The organism is Mycobacterium sp. (assembly GCF_019243155.1).
GTDB lineage: Bacteria > Actinomycetota > Actinomycetes > Mycobacteriales > Mycobacteriaceae > Mycobacterium.
In genome coordinates this window covers 1-16,861 of record NZ_JAFAUS010000044.1, presented here as the reverse complement: position 1 = coordinate 16,861, position 16,861 = coordinate 1, and the positions used below count along the sequence as shown (strand labels likewise).

17 protein-coding genes are annotated in these 16,861 nt (G+C 66.4%); 6 read left to right on the top strand and 11 right to left on the bottom strand.

Annotated features, from left to right (window positions below; all coding sequences use genetic code 11):
* Window positions 1-1,070, bottom strand: a 1,070-nt coding sequence (locus JOZ00_RS02395; RefSeq protein ID WP_293339135.1) for a ferredoxin reductase, incomplete at its 3' end; no start/stop codon positions are given.
* A 251-nt stretch (window positions 1,071-1,321) separates the two neighbouring features.
* Here JOZ00_RS02395 and JOZ00_RS02390 point away from each other — a divergent pair.
* Window positions 1,322-2,200, top strand: coding sequence for a hypothetical protein (locus JOZ00_RS02390; RefSeq protein ID WP_366022233.1), 879 nt, complete (start codon window positions 1,322-1,324; stop codon window positions 2,198-2,200).
* A gap of 1 nt (window position 2,201) precedes the next feature.
* Here the strand turns inward: JOZ00_RS02390 and fadD1 are convergent, their stop codons facing one another.
* The 9 genes from fadD1 to JOZ00_RS02345 are packed head-to-tail and all read right to left on the bottom strand — an operon-like array spanning window position 2,202 to window position 11,295.
* On the bottom strand, window positions 2,202-3,800 hold the full coding sequence (gene fadD1, locus JOZ00_RS02385; protein ID WP_293339130.1) for a fatty-acid--CoA ligase FadD1: 1,599 nt from the start codon (window positions 3,798-3,800) through the stop codon (window positions 2,202-2,204).
* Window positions 3,801-3,837: 37 nt separating this feature from the next.
* Entirely contained in the window at window positions 3,838-5,457 is a 1,620-nt protein-coding gene (locus JOZ00_RS02380) for an NAD(P)/FAD-dependent oxidoreductase (RefSeq protein ID WP_293339127.1), read from the bottom strand.
* Window positions 5,454-6,434: an alpha/beta hydrolase gene (locus tag JOZ00_RS02375; RefSeq protein ID WP_293339124.1), complete on the bottom strand. Its 981-nt coding sequence runs from the start codon at window positions 6,432-6,434 to the stop codon at window positions 5,454-5,456. The genes JOZ00_RS02380 and JOZ00_RS02375 overlap by 4 nt, the downstream gene beginning before the upstream one ends.
* On the bottom strand, window positions 6,431-6,832 hold the full coding sequence (locus JOZ00_RS02370; protein WP_293339122.1) for an OB-fold domain-containing protein: 402 nt from the start codon (window positions 6,830-6,832) through the stop codon (window positions 6,431-6,433). The genes JOZ00_RS02375 and JOZ00_RS02370 overlap by 4 nt, the downstream gene beginning before the upstream one ends.
* Window positions 6,833-6,836: 4 nt before the next feature.
* Window positions 6,837-8,039 (bottom strand): thiolase family protein, encoded by a 1,203-nt coding sequence (locus JOZ00_RS02365; RefSeq protein WP_293339120.1) that lies wholly within the window; start codon window positions 8,037-8,039, stop codon window positions 6,837-6,839.
* On the bottom strand, window positions 8,036-8,476 hold the full coding sequence (locus JOZ00_RS02360) for a MaoC/PaaZ C-terminal domain-containing protein (RefSeq protein ID WP_293339118.1): 441 nt from the start codon (window positions 8,474-8,476) through the stop codon (window positions 8,036-8,038). Before JOZ00_RS02360 ends, JOZ00_RS02365 begins: the two co-directional genes overlap by 4 nt.
* Window positions 8,473-8,973: a MaoC family dehydratase N-terminal domain-containing protein gene (locus JOZ00_RS02355; RefSeq protein WP_293339115.1), complete on the bottom strand. Its 501-nt coding sequence runs from the start codon at window positions 8,971-8,973 to the stop codon at window positions 8,473-8,475. The genes JOZ00_RS02360 and JOZ00_RS02355 overlap by 4 nt, the downstream gene beginning before the upstream one ends.
* Window positions 8,970-10,097: an acyl-CoA dehydrogenase family protein gene (locus JOZ00_RS02350; RefSeq protein WP_293339112.1), complete on the bottom strand. Its 1,128-nt coding sequence runs from the start codon at window positions 10,095-10,097 to the stop codon at window positions 8,970-8,972. The genes JOZ00_RS02355 and JOZ00_RS02350 overlap by 4 nt, the downstream gene beginning before the upstream one ends.
* Before the next feature lie 19 nt (window positions 10,098-10,116).
* Complete coding sequence (locus JOZ00_RS02345; protein ID WP_293339109.1) at window positions 10,117-11,295, bottom strand: acyl-CoA dehydrogenase family protein; 1,179 nt, start codon at window positions 11,293-11,295, stop codon at window positions 10,117-10,119.
* A 133-nt stretch (window positions 11,296-11,428) separates the two neighbouring features.
* Here JOZ00_RS02345 and JOZ00_RS02340 point away from each other — a divergent pair, with 133 nt between their 5' ends.
* The 5 genes from JOZ00_RS02340 to JOZ00_RS02320 all read left to right on the top strand — a co-directional run bounded on the left by JOZ00_RS02340 (window position 11,429) and on the right by JOZ00_RS02320 (window position 14,793).
* A complete protein-coding gene (locus JOZ00_RS02340; protein WP_293339106.1) occupies window positions 11,429-12,061 on the top strand; it encodes a TetR/AcrR family transcriptional regulator in 633 nt (210 codons plus the stop codon).
* Window positions 12,058-12,882 (top strand): hypothetical protein, encoded by an 825-nt coding sequence (locus JOZ00_RS02335; RefSeq protein ID WP_293339104.1) that lies wholly within the window; start codon window positions 12,058-12,060, stop codon window positions 12,880-12,882. Before JOZ00_RS02340 ends, JOZ00_RS02335 begins: the two co-directional genes overlap by 4 nt.
* Before the next feature lie 51 nt (window positions 12,883-12,933).
* Window positions 12,934-13,503 carry a carboxymuconolactone decarboxylase gene (locus JOZ00_RS02330; RefSeq protein ID WP_293339101.1) on the top strand — a complete coding sequence of 190 codons (570 nt, stop codon included), beginning with the start codon at window positions 12,934-12,936 and terminating at the stop codon, window positions 13,501-13,503.
* A gap of 2 nt (window positions 13,504-13,505) precedes the next feature.
* Complete coding sequence (locus tag JOZ00_RS02325) at window positions 13,506-14,510, top strand: hypothetical protein (RefSeq protein WP_293339098.1); 1,005 nt, start codon at window positions 13,506-13,508, stop codon at window positions 14,508-14,510.
* Window positions 14,511-14,628: 118 nt separating this feature from the next.
* Window positions 14,629-14,793 (top strand): hypothetical protein, encoded by a 165-nt coding sequence (locus tag JOZ00_RS02320; protein ID WP_293339095.1) that lies wholly within the window; start codon window positions 14,629-14,631, stop codon window positions 14,791-14,793.
* 1 nt (window position 14,794) lies between these two features.
* Here the strand turns inward: JOZ00_RS02320 and JOZ00_RS02315 are convergent.
* The coding region (locus tag JOZ00_RS02315; RefSeq protein ID WP_293339092.1) for an ATP-binding cassette domain-containing protein at window positions 14,795-16,861 on the bottom strand (2,067 nt) is incomplete at its 5' end.

Here is a 16,861-nt window from a genome sequence, read left to right as displayed (position 1 = left end):
GCGGTGTTGATACAGATGCGCACGTCTTGCTCCGTCGGCTCGATCACGTCACCCGAGCGCAGGTCACGCAGCTTGCCCGACTTCAGCGTGCCGACACAGGTGTGACAGATGCCGATTCTGCAGCCGTACGCGAGATTGAGACCGGCCTTCTCGCCGGCTTCGAGAATTGATGTGCCGCCGTCACATTCGACTTCCTTTTCGCTGTCGAGGAAGCAGACGGTGCCGCCCTCGCCGGCGTTGGCGTCGCCGCCGATCTTGGGCTGGAATCGCTCGAAGTGCAGGCGTTCGCAATCCCCGTTCGCTTCCCAGTGCTCGATCAGGGCGTCGAGCATCTCACCGGGACCCGAGCAGAACGCCTCGCGCTCGCGCCAGTCCGGGCACACGTCATCGAGATCCTCGGGTGTCAGTCGCCCCTGCTCGGACGTAAGGCGCACATCCAGCCGCATTCCCCCGTGGCGTTCCTCGAGCTCTTCCAAGGCGGCCAGGAACATGGCCTGTTCGCGGGTGCGCGCGGAATGAATGACCACCGCGTCGCGCAATTCGTCGCGGTGGTCGAGGTCGCGCAGCATGCTGATGATCGGCGTGATGCCGCTTCCGGCGCTGATGAACAGCGACTTGGAGGGCAACGGCGCAGGCAGGGTGAAGACGCCTTCGATCTCGCTGAGCCGGACCAGGTCGCCGGGCTGAATCTTCTGCACGAGGTACGGCGACACAACCCCGCCGTCCACCTTCTTGGGTGTGACGCTGATCAGCCCGTCTTCGGGCTCTGGATCCGACGTCAGCGAGTAGGCACGCCAGTGATAGACGCCGTCGATCACCACGCCGAGCCGCACATATTGGCCGGGCTTGTGGCCCGGCCACTCATAACCCGGACGGATCAGGACGCTGGCCGCCTCCGAACCCTGGGGTTCGACCCGCTCCACCTTCCCGCGCAGTTCTTTTGTGGTCCACAGCGGGTTGATCATTTCGAGGTAGTCGTCGGGCTGGAGCGGGCTGAACAAACGCCGCACCGCTCGCAGGAAGAGTCGACGCCCCCACGGGACTTGCGGCTCAGCGCCTCGTTCAGCCATGCCCTGAGAGTACACACTTGTACACCCAGCTTAAACATCCATACTAATCATGTTGTGGCGCAGTGCTATCCGAATCTAATAACAGCGCGCAGAAAAATCATAGCCGTTCACTATCCGATGTCGGCCGGCCGGGCTGCAGCTATGGACAACTGTGACGTGCCCCACGCGCACGTCCGCCAAACATCTGGTTAAGCGCTTTCTCGCAGGCCAACCGCCATGCTCCGGCGCCGCAAGAGCCCGATCTGGCGCCTATCGTCTGCTGTGTGCTGATTGGGTTCCTACTCGCTCTCGGCTGCTCGGTCTGTTACGGCGCGGCGTCCGTGTTGCAGGCGGCTGCGACGCGATCGGTCGAGGCGGGGAGCGGCTCGGGTGTCGACACGGTGCTGTTGATGCGGGCCGCCCGGCAATGGCGTTATCTCGTCGGGGTCGGCCTGGACGGGCTCGGCTTTGTCTTGCAGGTGGCCGCGCTGCGCATGGTCCCGATCTATGTGGTCGCCGCCGCATTGGCGGCATCGATCGCCGTCACTGGGATCGTGGCCGCGTGGGTGCTGTCGGTGCGGTTGTCGGTGGCCGCGTGGTCGGCGGTGGGCGTGGTCTGCCTGAGCCTCGTTGTGCTCGCTCTCGCGGCGGGACCCGCGCACTTCCGGCGTGCCCCCGCCGGACTGGGCTGGGCACTGCTGGGCGTGGTGGCCGTGCTGTTCATCGTCGGCGCCGCGGCGGGCCGGCTACCGGACCGCTCGCGCGCCCTCGCGCTGGGGTTGGCCGCCGGAAGCGGTTTCGGAGTCATCGAAGTGGGCGTGCGGCTCATCGAGGTGCTCGATCCCACCAAACGCTCCTTCTATACCAATCCGGCCCTGTACGCGGCCGCCGCGGGCGGGGCCGCGGGATTTCTCTTGCTCACCTCTGCCCTGCATCGCGGATCTGTCACCACGGCGGTCGCCGGGATGGTCGTCGGCGAGACTCTGGCCCCGGCGTTCGTCGGGGCGGTGTGGCTGGGTGACCGCGCACGAGACGGTTTCGGCTGGCTGGTGATCGCAGGGTTCGTCGTGGCCGTAGCCGGCGCACTCGTGCTGGCGCGATTCGGCGAGGTCTCGGCCGAATCGGACGAAGCCAACCAGGCCGCGGCTTAACTCATTGCGCGCCGACGGCGGTTTCGACCACCGGACTGTAGGTGCTGCCGCGCTGTGGGCGCGTCCACAGCACACCGTCGGCAGCCGTGACGCCGGCGGCGATCAGTGCGCGCTTAAGGATCTTGTTCGTCGCCGTGCTCGGCAGATCTGCGTTGATCCGCACATACCGCGGCCAGGCTTTCGGTGACAGGTCCGGTTGCGCGGCCAAAAATTTCTCGAACTCAGCCGGTTGCAAGCGCGCGCCGTCCCGCAGTACCAGAGCGGCCATCACCTGGTCGCCGACCCGATCGTCCGGCACGGCGTAGACCGCGACCTGATTGATCTCGGGCAGGCGGTCGAGGATTCGCTCGATCGGCGCCGCCGCCAGGTTTTCGCCGTCCACGCGCATCCAGTCGGAGGTCCGGCCCGCCAGATAGATCCAGCCGTCGGCGTCGCGATAGGCCAAGTCGCCGGACCAATACATACCGTGTCGCATCCGGTCGGCCGTCGCCGCGGGATCGTTGTAATAGCCGACGAACGGGCCGGAACCCTGAGTGTTGACCAGCTCGCCGACCGCTTCGTCGAAGTTGGCCAGAGCCCCGTTCTCGTCGAACTTCGCGACGGCGCACTCCGTCAGCGTCGTCGGGTTGTAGATACTCACTCCCGCATACGGCTTGCCGATCGAACCGGGCGGAGTGCCGTCCTCTCGCACCACGATCACCGCGAACTCGCTCGAGCCGAAGCTGTCGACCACGCGACACCCGAAACGTCTTGCAAATTCAGCGATATCGCGATCGGTTGCCTCGTTGCCGAACGCCACGCGCAGTGTGGTGTCGGCATCGTCGGGACGCTCGGGCGTGGACAGGATCAGCGCGAGCGGCTTGCCGACATAGTTGAGATAGGTCACGCCGTAACGCCTTACGTCGTCGAGAAACCGTGACGGCGAAAAGCGCGCCGGGACCATGGTGGCGCCACTGCCGATGGCGACCGCCCAGCCGGCGGCGACGCCGTTGGAGTGAAAGAGCGGCATCGACAGGTAGCAAACGTCATCGGCAGTGACGTCGTACTGAAAGATCAGGCTGGCGCCGCACATGATGGCCATCGCGTGAGCCAGGCGGACCACCTTGGGGTCGCCACTGGTTCCCGAGGTGAAGATCATCATCAGCGTGTCGCCGCCTACCACCTCCTTTTGCGGAATCAGCTCTCCCGCGGTCGCCGCCGCCTCGGCGTAGCGTCCCTCGGTCACGTCGAGGACCTGAATCCCGTTGAGCTCCAAGCCATCCAGCAGCGACCGATGCTCGGGGTCGACCAGCAGAATCTGACAGTCGGAGCGGCGGATGTCTGCCAGCAGCCCGGTTCCGCGCCGCGTGGTGTTGATGCCGCACAGCACGTAGCCGCCGAGTGCCGCGGCCGCCATCGCCCGCAGCATTGCCGGGGAGTTGGGGAGCACGGCGCCGACGTGCAACGGGCGGGTTGGGTCGGCGAGGGCGATCATGGCGGCGGCCTCCGCTTCGGCTTCGGCGAGATGTTCGCGCCAGGTCCAGGTCCGGTCGCCGTGGGCGAGCGCCACAGTGTCGTCGTGCCGGCGCTGCCGCAGTAGTTGCTGAACCGTCTCCAGCACGTTCGATCCCTTCTCGACCAACGCTTTTCGCTGACTTCTAGTTCCCCGGGTGACCGAAGGTTGTCAGCACCAGCCCGGCGTAGTCCCGGGCGGCGACTTCGTCGCAGTGCCGCCGGTAGGTGCCGAACCCGCCGGCGTACGGCATGAAGACCCGTTTCTTGCCTTGGATATTAGCGCCCAGATACCACGATGAGGCCGCCTTGGTGAACAACGTCTGCTCGCCGACGTGTGCGACGTGTTCGGTCCAGGCCTCGGCGGCGTCGCGGCGCGGTTCCACCTCGCTCACCCCGAGTCGTCGGGCGGTCAACACCAAATCCATGGCCCAATCGACCTGAATCTCGGCGTGCAGCACCATGTTCGCAAGCACCGACGGGCTGCCGGGCCCGCTGATGGTGATCAGATTCGGCAGGCCCGGCACCATCAGACCGAGAAACGTCACGGGGCCGTTCGCCCAGATGTCGCGTAACCTCGCTCCTCTTGGACCGATCGGATCGATGCGGGTCAGCGCGCCCGTCATTGCATCGAAGCCGGTGGCGTAGACCAGCACGTCGCACGGGTACGTGGTCTCGGCGGTTCGCACCCCGTGGGCGGTAATCGCCTCAATGGGTTCGCGGCGCAGATTCACCAACCGCACATTGTCCCGGTTGAACGTGGCGTAGTACCCGGCGTCGGTGCAGATTCGCTTTGCCCCGATCGGGTGATCGACGGGGATGAGGTCGGCGGCGACGGCGGGATCGGTGACGATTTCGCGGATCCGCTGCTCGGCGAACTGCCGGGCGATGTCGTTGGCCGCCAGATCGCTGTTCTGGTCGGGGAAGGTCTTGCCGAACAGGACGCCGCCCTCGCGCCAGCGCAGCCACAGGGCTTCGTCGCGTTCCTGAGGCTCGGTGTCGACAGCGTTCTTGTGAAAGGTGCCGTGCGGTGTGCCCGCCGGTGCGTACGCCGAGACTCGCCGGCGTTCCGGATACTTGTCCCGGATCTGCTGCTGTTCCTCCATCGACCACGGCCGGTTGGGCATCGGAACGCTGTAGTTCGCGGATCGCTGGAATACCACCAGCTTCTCGGCCTGCCCGGCGATGATGGGCACCGCCTGGATGCCAGACGATCCCGTGCCGATCAGTCCGACCCGCTTGCCGCGCAGGTCTGGATCCTCGCGCGGCCACGCGGCCGTGAAAAAGACCTCGCCCGCGAAATCGTCGACCCCAGGAATGTCGGGGCGGTTGAGGGCCGACAGGCAACCCGTTGCGCAGGCCAGGAATTGCGCGGAGTACGTCTGTTCAGCTCCCGCCGCGTCACGGGTGCGGACATGCCAGAGACCGCGTTCGAACGCGGCCCCGACAACGTCGATGCCGAATCGGTAGTGGCGGCGCAGGTCGAATCGGTCGGCGACATGACACAGGTAGGAAAGGATCTCGGGTTGTGCCGCGAAGCGTTCGGTCCACGTCCAGCTCTGCTGCAATGTCTCGTCGAATGAGTATGAGTAGTCGACACTTTCGACGTCGCACCGCGCGCCCGGGTAGCGGTTCCAGTACCAGGTGCCGCCCACCTCGGGGGCCGCTTCGATGCCGACCACCGATAGCCCTGCCGACACCGCGCGGTGCACGGCGTAGAGCCCGGCGAACCCCGCGCCAACGACGATGACGTCGGGGTCAGTCATTTCGACCCGGATTGGGCCGGCTGCAGGAGGCGCCTCAGGTCGTCGAAGATCAGGTCCCGCGCCGATGCCGCAGGCGCAAAGGAGTAGATCGTCATGAAGCCGTGGAACAACCCGGGGAAATCCCGGTGCACGACGGCTACCCCCGCGTCGCGCAATCGTCGCGCGTAGTCGCAGCCTTCGCTGTGTAGCGGGTCAAGGCCTGCGGTGACGATCACCGCGGGCGGTAGATCGGCATGCGAATCGGCACGGGCCGGGGCCACCAGGTATGGCGCATCGAAAGCCGTTTGGGCGCCGAGGTATTGGCGCCAGTACCACTGCATCGCGGCGCGGGTGTTGAAGTAACCCGTGGCGTAGCGCTGATAGCTCTCGGTGTCGAATGACGGGTCGATCGCCGGGTACAGCAAGAGCTGCGCGACCGGCGGGGTTACGGCTCGTTCGCGGCACAGGATGGCGGTGACGGCGGCCAGATTCCCGCCTGCGCTGTCCCCGGCGATGGCCGTCCGGCTGGGGTCGATGCCGAGCTCGGCTGCGTGCTCGACCACCCAGCAGAACGCCGTGAAAACGTCGTACGCCGCAGCGGGAGCGGGGTGTTCCGGAGCGAGCCGGTAGTCAACCGACACGACCACGGCTTGAGTGCCGCGGGCCAGGGCGCGGCAGAAGCTGTCGTGGGATTCGATGTCGCACAGGACGAATCCCCCGCCGTGGCTGAAAACGATTCCAGGGCGGTCGTCGTACGGGTCGCCGTGCGGGTAGTAGACCCGCACCCCGATGTCGCCGGCGGCGCCCGGAATCCGCCGGTCGACGGTGCGACGAACGTCGTCGACGTTCTGCACCGGCACGCGCCGTTCGGCGACCGCCGCGCGGGCCGCTGCTCCGGTCATGGTCTCGACGCGAGGGAAATCGGCATTCAACACGCGCAGCGTCGCCTGGACGACCTCGTCGATGGGGTCGTCCGCGCGCTCGGGTCGGCCGCTCATGCCGGCCGGTACTTCAGCAGGGTCATTCCGTCTTCGGGCAGATCGTAGAACACCGGCTCGACGCGCATGCCGATCCGGACATCATTCGGGTCTACCTCGACCAACTCGGTGCTGAATTTCGGCCCGACGTCCCACTGCACCACCGCAAGGAGCTGCGGCAGCGCGTCCGCCCAGGGCGGTCCGGTGGGCCGACGAGCGACCGTGTAGGTGTACAGCGTTCCCGCACCGTCGATTTCGCGCCATTCCAAGTCGTCGGCCAGCGTCCCCGGGGCGAGGGTGCGGGGGTAGAAGACAAAGCTTTGCAGTGAGGGTGAGTACTGCACCACGATCCGGCGTTGCGCGAGGCCGTCCCAGAATGGTTTCGACACGGGGGTGGGCTCGGGAACGGGTGTTGTCACGCCGCTAGTCTCCCCGCATCAACAACGCGACCTGCTCGCTCATGATGCCGCCGTTACCGGTGACGAAGGCCGTGTGGCAGTCGGGCACCTGCGCATCGCCGGCGCGGCCCATGATCTGCCGGGCGCCGTCGACGACGTGGTGCATGCCGCCCGCCATGCCGGCCTGGCCGAAGGACAGTTGGCCGCCGGCGGTGTTCAACGGAAACTCCCCGCGGTAGGTCAGGTCATGGTCGTTAACCCAGGACATCCCTTTGCCTTTGGCGCAAAAGCCGGCGTCTTCGAGGCTCATCAGCACCGTGATCGTGTAACAGTCGTAGATCGACGCGACGTCAACGTCGGTGCGCTGCAGCCCGGCCATCGCGAAGGCCCGATCGGCCGCGCGTGCGATCGGTGTGTTCAACAGGTCCTCCGCGTAGGTCGGGGTTTTGAAGGCGATGTGCTCACCGAAGCCTTTGATCCACACCGGGCGGTTGCGAGAGCGGCGCGCGACGCCGGCGTTGGCGATCAGGACGCCCGCTCCCCCGTGCACCCGCATCACCGTCTCCAGCATGTGGATGGGGTCGGCGATCATCGGGCTGGCAAGAACGTCGCCCACGCTGATCGGAGCGCCGTGAAAGACGGCACCGGGGTGGGCACACGCGTTGGTGCGCTGGTCTACGGCGATCTTGGCGACCGCGCCGGGGTCATAGCCGAACTCTGCCGCGTAGCGCTGCGCGATCTGCGCGTATGGCGCGTTCTGGCCGACGTTGCCGTACGGGATCTCGAATTCGGCCTGCGGTGACCCGTAGTTATTCGATGACGCCCCATACCAATTCGGCCCGGCCGCCGCCTTCTTCCCGGATTGCGGCACCGACGCCGATCCGGGTACCACCGCCAACGCCGCCTCGCAGATCCCGAGCTCGACGGCCGCGGCGGCCCGCCAGACCATCCCCGCGGCCGTGGCACCGCCCAGGTCGACGCGCTCACCGAAATTCAAAGCGAGACCCAGGTATTCGCACAGAGTCGCCGGTGCGAACATCGCCGACTCGGCGACACCGTGCGTAACCAGACCGTTGACCTCGACGGGATCGATACCGGCGTCGTCGATCACCATCTTCGCCAGCAGCGCGTACTGGTCGAGGGTGAACAGCGGAGCTCGGGTCGGCCGCTTCTCAGCCGGTAACTCGGCGATGCCGATGATCGCGGCTTCGCCGCGCAGCCCGCTCACGACCCGCGCCGGGGCAGCTCGACCGTTGCCGTTCCAGGCATCAGCACGGTCGCGTGACGGCGGCCGGCGATGTCGAGATCCACCCACCCCGCGCCCTCGTCGGTGAGCCGTTTGCCCGTGATCTCCCCGCCGAAGCTCAGCACCTCGCCGGGATGGGCGACCGCGCGGTTCTGCACCGAAAACGACACCAGGCGACCACGTCCGCCGATCCAGTCCCCAATGGCACGGGCGAGCAACGCCGCCTGCAGTGGCCCTTGAACCAAGACATTGTCGTAGCCTTCGACCGCGTTCGCCCACTCTTTGTCGTAGTGGATGCGGTGCCCGTTGTAGGTGGCGGCGCTGAAGAAGAACATCTGGGTTTCGTCGACGGTGACTGTCAGCGTGGGCATCTGCTCGCCCACGGTGACGTCGTCATAGAACACCTGCTGGTCGGTCATGGGCGGGCGATCATTGACGTCGATGCCTCGGCGAGCAGCTCTCGGTGCTGGTTGTGGTAGACCGTCTGCCACGTGACGAGAACGAATCTGCCGGAGCGGCCTTGTTTTTCGACGATCGACTCGATGGTGCGGACCATCTGGATTTCGTCGTGGTGGTAGGCGGGCAGGTGAAAGGTGAAGCTCTCCCCGCCGGCCATCCGCTTCGGGGCGCGGGGAAACGCGAGGCTGCCCGAGATCGCGCCAGAAGATCCGTCGGGCCGCAGCCCCTCGAGGTGGGTGACACCGAGCACGGCGTACTGCAGGAAAAGCGGAGGGGCGATGATGTCGCGAAAACCGTTGGCCCTGGCGTACTCCGGATCGAACCACAGCGGGTTGTGATCTCCCACGGCCGCCGCCCACCGTTGCCAATCGCGCCGGTTCACCTCACCCGTCGCCGACGCGGCGACGGTTCCGACGCGCGACGCCGACTCGGCGTCGATCAACGTGTCCTCGCTCAACGCGATTCCTCCTGCAAGGTCTCCTCCAACCACGATGCGGCGACGTCGGCGCTGCCGCCGAGCGTCGAACCCAGTCGCGCCCGCTCGGTCCACAAATGCAGGTCGGTCTCGGTGACATAGCCCATCCCGCCGTGCAGTTGGTGGGCGTCCAGCGTTATCAGCCGGGCCGCGGTGGCCGCATGCATGCGCGCGATGGCCGTTTCCCTGGTCGCCGTGTGACCGCGTCCGATCCAGAACACCGCGGAGTGCGCGGCCAATCGTGCTGCCGCCAAAGCGATGTGCATGTTGGCGACCAGATGCTGGGCTGCCTGGAACGACGCGATGGGCCTGCCGAATTGCTGCCGCAGTTTCGTGTAGTCGACGGTGCGGTCCAGCACCGCCTGCCCGACGCCCACCAAGTCGAGTGAGCCCAGTGCAACCGCCGTGTTCGCCACCCGGCGCAGCGCCGAATCGGCGACTCCGGAATGAGGTTTGCCGAGCAGCGCGTCGGCACCGGCGACCACGTCGTCGAAGCGCACGGTGAACGCCCGGTGCCCCCCGGCGATCGCGAGCGGTTCCATGACCACGCCGGGCGCGCGGGAGTCGAGGACGAACAGCAGAGTGCGTTCTTGGGCGACGGCGGACACCACGATGACGTCGGCAACGTCGGCGTCGCAGATGTAGTCCACGGTTCCGCTGAGCCGCCACCGCTGCGAGACCGGGTCGGCGCGCAGCACGGGTGAGACGAGGGCAGCGTCGCGAGCACTCCACAGCGCAGTGGTGCCGCGGACAGCGCCGGACGCGACGGACGGCAGCCAGGCGGCCTTGGCGTCCGCGGTGCCAAGCTGGTCGATCGCGACCGCGGCCAACACCGTGCTATGCACCGTTGTCGGGCACAGGGCGCGGCCCGCCTCGGCGCAGAAGACGGCAAGGTCGTCGAGCGAGCCGCCGGATCCGCCGAATTCCTCGGCGATCGCGAGCCCGAAGACACCGGCGTCGCCCAACGCCTTCCACAGCGTCGGGGTGCTGCGGTCCGCGCCGGGTTCGCTCAGCGCGCGCACCGCCCGCACCGGGTTCTCCGACGCCAGCAGCGCGCGCAACGACGACGCGAAGTCGCGTTGTTCAGCGGTCAGTATCGCTTTCATTGTTTCCGCGAGGTTCCCGTCAGCGTCCGTACGAGGGCATGCCGTGCCCGCGCTGGGCGATGATGTCACGAAGGACCTCGTTAGTTCCGCCGCCGAAGCGCATCAAAGGCGCTGCCCGATACAGCCTTTCGAACTTGCCGGACAGCGGGGCGTCCGGGCTGCGATGCGCCAACAGGCCATCGGGGCCGAGGAGATCGAGCGCCAGCTCGGCGATGCGCTGCCGCAGCTCGCTGGTGAAAACCTTTTCGACGCTCACTTCCACGCTGGGGATGACACCGCTGTCGAGAATCGAGGCGGCCTCGTAACCCATCAGCGTTGCCGCCGCGACGTCGGCTTCGGCTTGTGCCAGCCGGCGCCGCAGCGATGGGCTCTCGACGGGCACCGTGCCGTCGCGCCGCGGCGTCAGCGCGAGTTCACGCAACTCGTCCACGGCGCGACGCAGATCGCCGGCGTTGGTCAGCGCGCCGCGTTCGAGGTCGAGCGCACCGGTGATGTACGTCCAGCCGCGGTTGACCTCGCCCATCAGATTCGTGACCCGCACCCGCACATTGTCGAAGTGCACCTCGTTGGTTCGATATCCCGACCATGCGTACTGCGGGCGGATTCCGATGCCGGGGCTGTCGATCGGGACGATGATCACCGAAATGCCCCGATGCCGGGCGCCGTCGGGATCGGTACGTACACAGAGCCACTCGTGGGTGGCGCGCTGAGCGCCGCTGTTCCAAATCTTGGTCCCGTTGATCACCCAGTCGTCGCCGTCGCGGACCGCGCTGGTGCGCAAGCTCGCCAAGTCCGTCCCGGCGTCTGGCTCGGAATAGCCCACGGCGCAGATCATTTCGCCCCGTGCGATCAAAGGCAGCCATTCGGTTTTGTTCCGTTCGGTGCCGTGCCGCATGATCATCGGCGCGACCGAGGTGACCGTCAGGTCCGGTCCGGGCACGCCCCAATATTCGAATTCGCTCATCAGCAGGTGCAGATGAATGGCGCCGAGCCCCAGCCCGCCGTACTCGCGCGGCCAGTTCAGTCCGAACCAACCCTTCTCGCCGATCGTGCGGCGAAACCGTGCCACCTCGCCGCCGGGAAACTCCAGGTCGTGCTGGGCGAGTTCGGCTCGCAGCTCCGGGGTGACGTTCTCGTGGAGGAACTCACGGATCTCGGTCAGCCACGCACGCTGTCCGGCGTCGAGCTCAAAATCCATTCCGGCCCACCTCACCTTTCACCGGGCAGCGCCAGCGTAACGCCGCGGCCAATCTTCGCCCGCGATTTCGCGCCCGCATCTCGCTGACACATGTCATTGACAGCTGGCAATGAAAGCTTGTAGGTTTTCGTCCGTGCCTTCAGCCCGATCGACCGCAGAAGCCGGGTCGTCGCTCCCTGTCAGCGCCCGCGAGGCACAGCGGCTGGCGACCCGCGCGCGTCTTTTCGAGGCGGCGGTGGCCGAGATCGGTCGATCGGGATTGGCGGGCACCGACGTCACAAAGATCGCAGGCGCCGTCGGCGTCGCCCGGGGCACCTTCTACTTCCACTTCCCGACCAAAGAGCATGTGCTGGTCGAGCTGGAGCGGGCCGAAGAAGTCAGAATCGCCGCGAAACTTACGACGAAGAAAGTCGGCCCCGGCGATCTGCTGGCGCTGCTGAAGCTGTTGGTGCGCGAGGTCCTCGACGCCGAACAGCGCCTTGGCCCCGTGGTCTTCCGGGACATGCTGGCGCTTCACTTCGCGGCGACGAGGCCTGTCGAGGACGAGTTGGTTGCGCACCCGCTGGCCAGCTTCGTCATAACGGCGATCACCGACGCCCAGGAAGCGGGCCGAGTGTCCCCCGATGCCGACGCGGGCGAACTCGGGGTGATCTTCATGACCGGGCTGTTCGCTTTGCTGGCCACCAGCCCCACGGCGTCGCGGGCTCGCGCCACACTTCTCAACCGATTTGTGAAGACCATCGTTCAAGGAATGGAGGCACGATGAGCGGCACCGGCATAGAGGGCTACCGAGAGTTCCTGGCGCAACGCGACGGCGACGCCGATCTCCTGCATCGTCGGCTCACCAACCGTGAGGAATTCTTCGAATCGCTTCAGACAGACCCGGTTCGCTCGGCCCGCAAGATCGACCGGGACGTCTTCATGAGAAACCTGCGCCGCCGCCGACCCGAACCGGGGTTGTCTCGCGAGATACTTTTCCTGTTGGCCACCGCCAAGCTGAATCAAGCGGAGCGATTCGGCGTGGACCTCGGCGACACCTACGGGCGCATCGGCGGCGAGGACCAGCCGCCGGAGCGGGTGTATCTCGCGCTCGAGGAGCATTACCACACCCGCCTACTCGCCTACGCGCTGGACATTTTCGGCTTGCCGTTCCAAGTGGTGGTGCCGCCGTTGGTGATGCGCCAGTTCGTCAAGATGGAAGTCTTCCTGCCCGAGCGCATCGGATTCGTCTTCGTGGGTGCGGCCGAAATGGCGGGATGCATCATGTTCGATGAGCTGCGCCGGGTGGGCGTCGAGTTGTTTGCCGACGAACCGGAAGTGTCCGCACGCATCGAGCGGCTCTACACCGAGATCCTCACCGACGAACTGGGCCATGTCGGTTACTGTGGGGCCCGCTGCAGCGGCGCGGAACGGACGCTGATGCGTTGGCTCTACCCGCGTTTCGCGCGGCTCTTCGCTCGCCAGACGGCCGAGATCAGCCTGCTGATCGACCGCGACCAGCTACGTGCGCGTCTTGACCGGCCCTTCGACGTCGAGGGACTCGTCGCCGGGGTGCCGAACGAAACGTTCCTCGCAGCACATCCGTAAAGGGAGCGGGCGCGGGTTTTCCAAGGCGCTGCCGCGGCAACTCTCGCCGGTATGAGCGACAGGTCAGATTTCGGCACCTTCGGCCGGTTCGTCGAAACGCCGGTCGACGAGATGCCGTCCGAGATGCGCGAAGCCTACGAATTCACCCGTGAACTGCGGGGCCTGGTTCCCGGACCGCACAAGATCTGGCTTGCCAATCCCACGCTGTCCAAGACCATCGTGCCGACAGGCGCCTACTTTCAGCGCGAGTCCACGTTGACCAAAGCCGAGATCGAGATCGCGACGAACGTCGTCAACGGTCGGTGGCGCAGCCCGTATGCCAACTACGAACACGAGATCATCGGCGTACGCGACGGGAACCTGGATCCGCAACGCGTGCAGGCGTTGATTGCCGGTCTGCCAACGTCATTCGACGATCCACGCGAACAAGTGGTCTACGAGCTCTCCTCGGCATTGGTGGCACCGCGGATCGTTCCGCTGGGACTCTACCGTCGCGCGAAGGGGTTGCTCGGTGACGCCGGCATCGTTGACGTCTCGGTGTTGCTGGGCTGGTTCACGATGGTGTGTATGACGTTGAACGCCTTCGAAGTTCCCGCCGACGCCGAGGGATTGGATCAGTAAGCATGGCCCTGCCGCCGCTCCCCGACGTCACGCTGGCACCGGTCGCGTTCTTTCCCCAGAACTACTTCCCGGAAAACCTTGCGGTGCGCGCCGACGGCTCCGTGCTCGTCACGGCCATCCTGCAGAAAGAACTCTGGTGGGTTCCGCTCGCCGATCCCGTATCGGTGGTCGACCCCGTCTTGGTTCACGCCTTCGATCACCCGGTCACCGGTATCGCCGAGGTCGCGCCCGAGGTGTTCGTCGTCAGCCTCACCGAGGGCTATACGACCCACGAATCGCACTTGGCGCGGATCGATTTCTGCGACTGGAAACCCGGGTCGCCCGTGACGCCGGAGGTCATTTACACCTTCGACGACCGTGTCCGCGCCCTGAACGGAAGCTGCCTTCTCGGGCCGAACGTATTAGCGCTCGCCGACTGCTTCGCCGGCCTCATCTGGCGCGTCGACCTCGCCGACGACGCCCGCAGCGCCACGGCCAGGGTGTGGCTATCCGACGACACCATGGCCTTCGATCCCGACAGCGACCTGCCGCCGCCGCCGCAACCGGGCGTGAACGGCGTGCGCTACGGCATGCAGAGCGGCCATCTGTACTACACCTCGACGGCGCAGAAAGTGTTCATGCGCGTGCCAGTCGATCCGGCCACCCTGGATCCGGCCGGGCCGGCGCAGTTCGTGGCTGCGATCGACAACGCCGATGACTTCTGCCTCGACGAGAGCGCCGGATTCGCTTACGTCACAAGGCATCGCGCCAACACCATCGACCGGGTACCGCTAGCTCCGCGGCATGGCAGCGAAGTCCGCCACATCGCCGGCGACCCGTTCGACGAAGCCCTGGTCGGTCCGTCCAGCGCCGCCTGGGGACGCGCTCCCGGTGAGCCCGGGCGCGTCGTCTACGTGACTACCGACGGCGGAACCACCGCTCCTCCTGACGGCGTCAGCCGTAACGCCGCGCTGCTGCGCGTAAAGCTGAATTACCCGGAGGGTGACAGCGACGCGAACAACCGGTGACCCCGTTCTGTAAAAACGCTGTCAAACTCCCGTTAAAACCCCTCGGCGGCCTCGCGGAAGCAGAGTATGGCTGCGAAGATTTCTGTATCGGTCCAGTAACCGGCCACAGGGAGAAGTGATGCCACCCGTTGAAATGCGCCTCCGCGAAGACTTACGCAACTACGCCGTGGAATTGCGACAGCTCGCGTACACCCTTCCTCTCGGCGTCGGCGAGCATGACCTTCTCAAACTGTCAGACCGGATGCGCGCCGCGGCCGATGAGGTAATGCGCAAAGGCGCCTGACTCAGCCGCCCTTGAGGCGAATCTTCCAGCGCACGAAACCGAGATAGAGGGTGCTGATCAGCACCAGCATGCCGATGTCGAACCACCAGGCGCCCGGCGTGTGATGCCAGTGTGAGTCCTTCGGGGTCAGCGGACCGGGCACCAATTTGATCAGGTCGGCGGTCGAAGCCGACGTCGCAAAGCCCCAGCGGGCCGGTGTTGCCCACGACATCTGGTCCAGGCCAACGCGATTGGTTACGGGAATCATGCCGCCGGAGAACACCAGCTGCGACATGACCGCCACAACCAGCAGGGGCATGATCTGTTCGTTGGACTTGGCCACGGCTGACAAGGCCAAGCCGAGCATCGCCGAGGCGACACAGGTCGACGCCACATCGACGAACAACTCCAGGGCGGGCTTCCCCAATGCGACGGCGCCCTGAGTCGGGCCACCTTTGCCCAGCACCGTGATGATGGTGACGATCGCCGACTGTAGGACGGCGAATACGGTGTAGACGCACACCTTCGCCAGCAGGTACGCCGAAGTCGACAAACCGACCGCCTGTTCGCGCACGAAGATGGCGCGCTCCCCGATCAGGTCGCGGATCGTCAGCGCGGTTCCCATGAAGACCGCGCCGACATTGAGCAGCACCAGGATCTGCCCCGGTTCGTTGGGCGCGGCACCCATCGGATTAGGGATGCCGAAGCCGACATCGCCGGGCACCGACATCGAGAGCGCACCCATGATGAACGGCAGTATCGCCAGGAAGATGAAGTAGCCCCGGTCGGAAAAGATCAACCGCACCTGTCGTCGGGCGATGGTGGAGAACTGCCGCATCAGGCTCGTGTGTGAGGGGTCGCCCAACTCGGCGGGTTTCTGCGCCGGCGGTGGCGCCGGGGGCGGTCCCGTGCGCGCCAGGTAGCGAGCCTTGGACCCGTCCGGGTCGTTGGCGACGGTGCTGAAGATGTCGGCCCAGTTGGTGGTGCCCATGGTCGGCCCGATTTGGCTGGGCGGCCCGCAGAACGCCGTCTTGCCGCCGGGCGCCAACAGCAGCACCTGATCGCAGACGTCCAGATACGTCAGCGAGTGGGTGACTACGAGCACCACGCGACCCGCGTCGGCCAGCTGCCGCAGCATGGTCATTACCTGGCGGTCCAGCGCCGGGTCCAGGCCGGACGTCGGCTCATCGAGGATCAGCAGCGACGGCCCGGTGAGCAGCTCCAGGGCCACCGACGCACGTTTGCGCTGACCGCCGGAGAGCTTGTCGACCCGAGTTTGCAGATGCTGGGTCATCTCGAGTTCCTCCAGCACCCGCGCCACCACCTGGGCCCGGTCGTCCTTGGTGGTGTCCGGCGGCAGCCGCAGTTCGGCCGCGTACATCAGTGCCTGCTGAACGGTCAGCTGGCCGTGCACGACGTCGTCCTGCGGCACCATGCCGATCCTGCTGCGCAGCGAGGCGTACTCGGCGTGGATGTTGTGGCCCTCGAAGGACACCGTGCCGGTGGTGGGATGCGTGTAGCCGGCCACCAACCGGGCGAACGTCGATTTGCCCGCGCCCGACGGCCCGATCACCGCCGTCAGCGTCCCCGGGACCGCCGCCAGCGAGATGTTGTCCAGGAGCGTCTTGTTGTTCTCGATCGTCCACGTCACCCCGCGCACGTCGAGTCCCCCGGTGCGTGTCGCGGTTGCGGCCTGGTCGCGGCGGGCCAGCGTGCCGCCGTGGAAGACCAGGTCGATGTTGCCGATCGTGACCACGTCACCGTCGTTGAGCAGCGCGGAATCCACCCGGACGCCGTTGACGAAGGTGCCGTTGATGCTGCGGTTGTCGTGGATCTCGGTGCCCGCGGGCGACGGGAACAGGGTGGCGTGGTGGCGTGACGCCAGGACCTCGGGGATGACGATGTCGTTGTCGTTCGCCCGGCCGATCTTGATCGCGCCGGGTGTCTCCAGGGCCGCCTTGCCGGGCCGCAGGATCTTCATCATCGACGTCGCGATGATCGACGAGTCACCGCCGACCCGGCCCGTCTCGAGGGCGGCCGGCTCGGCCGTGGTGGCCGGTGGCGCGGTATCGGCCGGCGGCACATGCAC

Coding starts and splice junctions, on each gene's coding strand:
- JOZ00_RS02380 (WP_293339127.1), bottom strand. CDS start 5,457: ATGACTGACCCCGACGTCATCGTCGTTGGCGCGGGGTTCGCCGGGCTC.
- JOZ00_RS02375 (WP_293339124.1), bottom strand. CDS start 6,434: ATGAGCGGCCGACCCGAGCGCGCGGACGACCCCATCGACGAGGTCGTC.
- JOZ00_RS02360 (WP_293339118.1), bottom strand. CDS start 8,476: ATGACCGACCAGCAGGTGTTCTATGACGACGTCACCGTGGGCGAGCAG.
- JOZ00_RS02350 (WP_293339112.1), bottom strand. CDS start 10,097: ATGAAAGCGATACTGACCGCTGAACAACGCGACTTCGCGTCGTCGTTG.
- JOZ00_RS02345 (WP_293339109.1), bottom strand. CDS start 11,295: ATGGATTTTGAGCTCGACGCCGGACAGCGTGCGTGGCTGACCGAGATC.
- JOZ00_RS02335 (WP_293339104.1), top strand. CDS start 12,058: ATGAGCGGCACCGGCATAGAGGGCTACCGAGAGTTCCTGGCGCAACGC.
- JOZ00_RS02330 (WP_293339101.1), top strand. CDS start 12,934: ATGAGCGACAGGTCAGATTTCGGCACCTTCGGCCGGTTCGTCGAAACG.
- JOZ00_RS02325 (WP_293339098.1), top strand. CDS start 13,506: ATGGCCCTGCCGCCGCTCCCCGACGTCACGCTGGCACCGGTCGCGTTC.
- JOZ00_RS02320 (WP_293339095.1), top strand. CDS start 14,629: ATGCCACCCGTTGAAATGCGCCTCCGCGAAGACTTACGCAACTACGCC.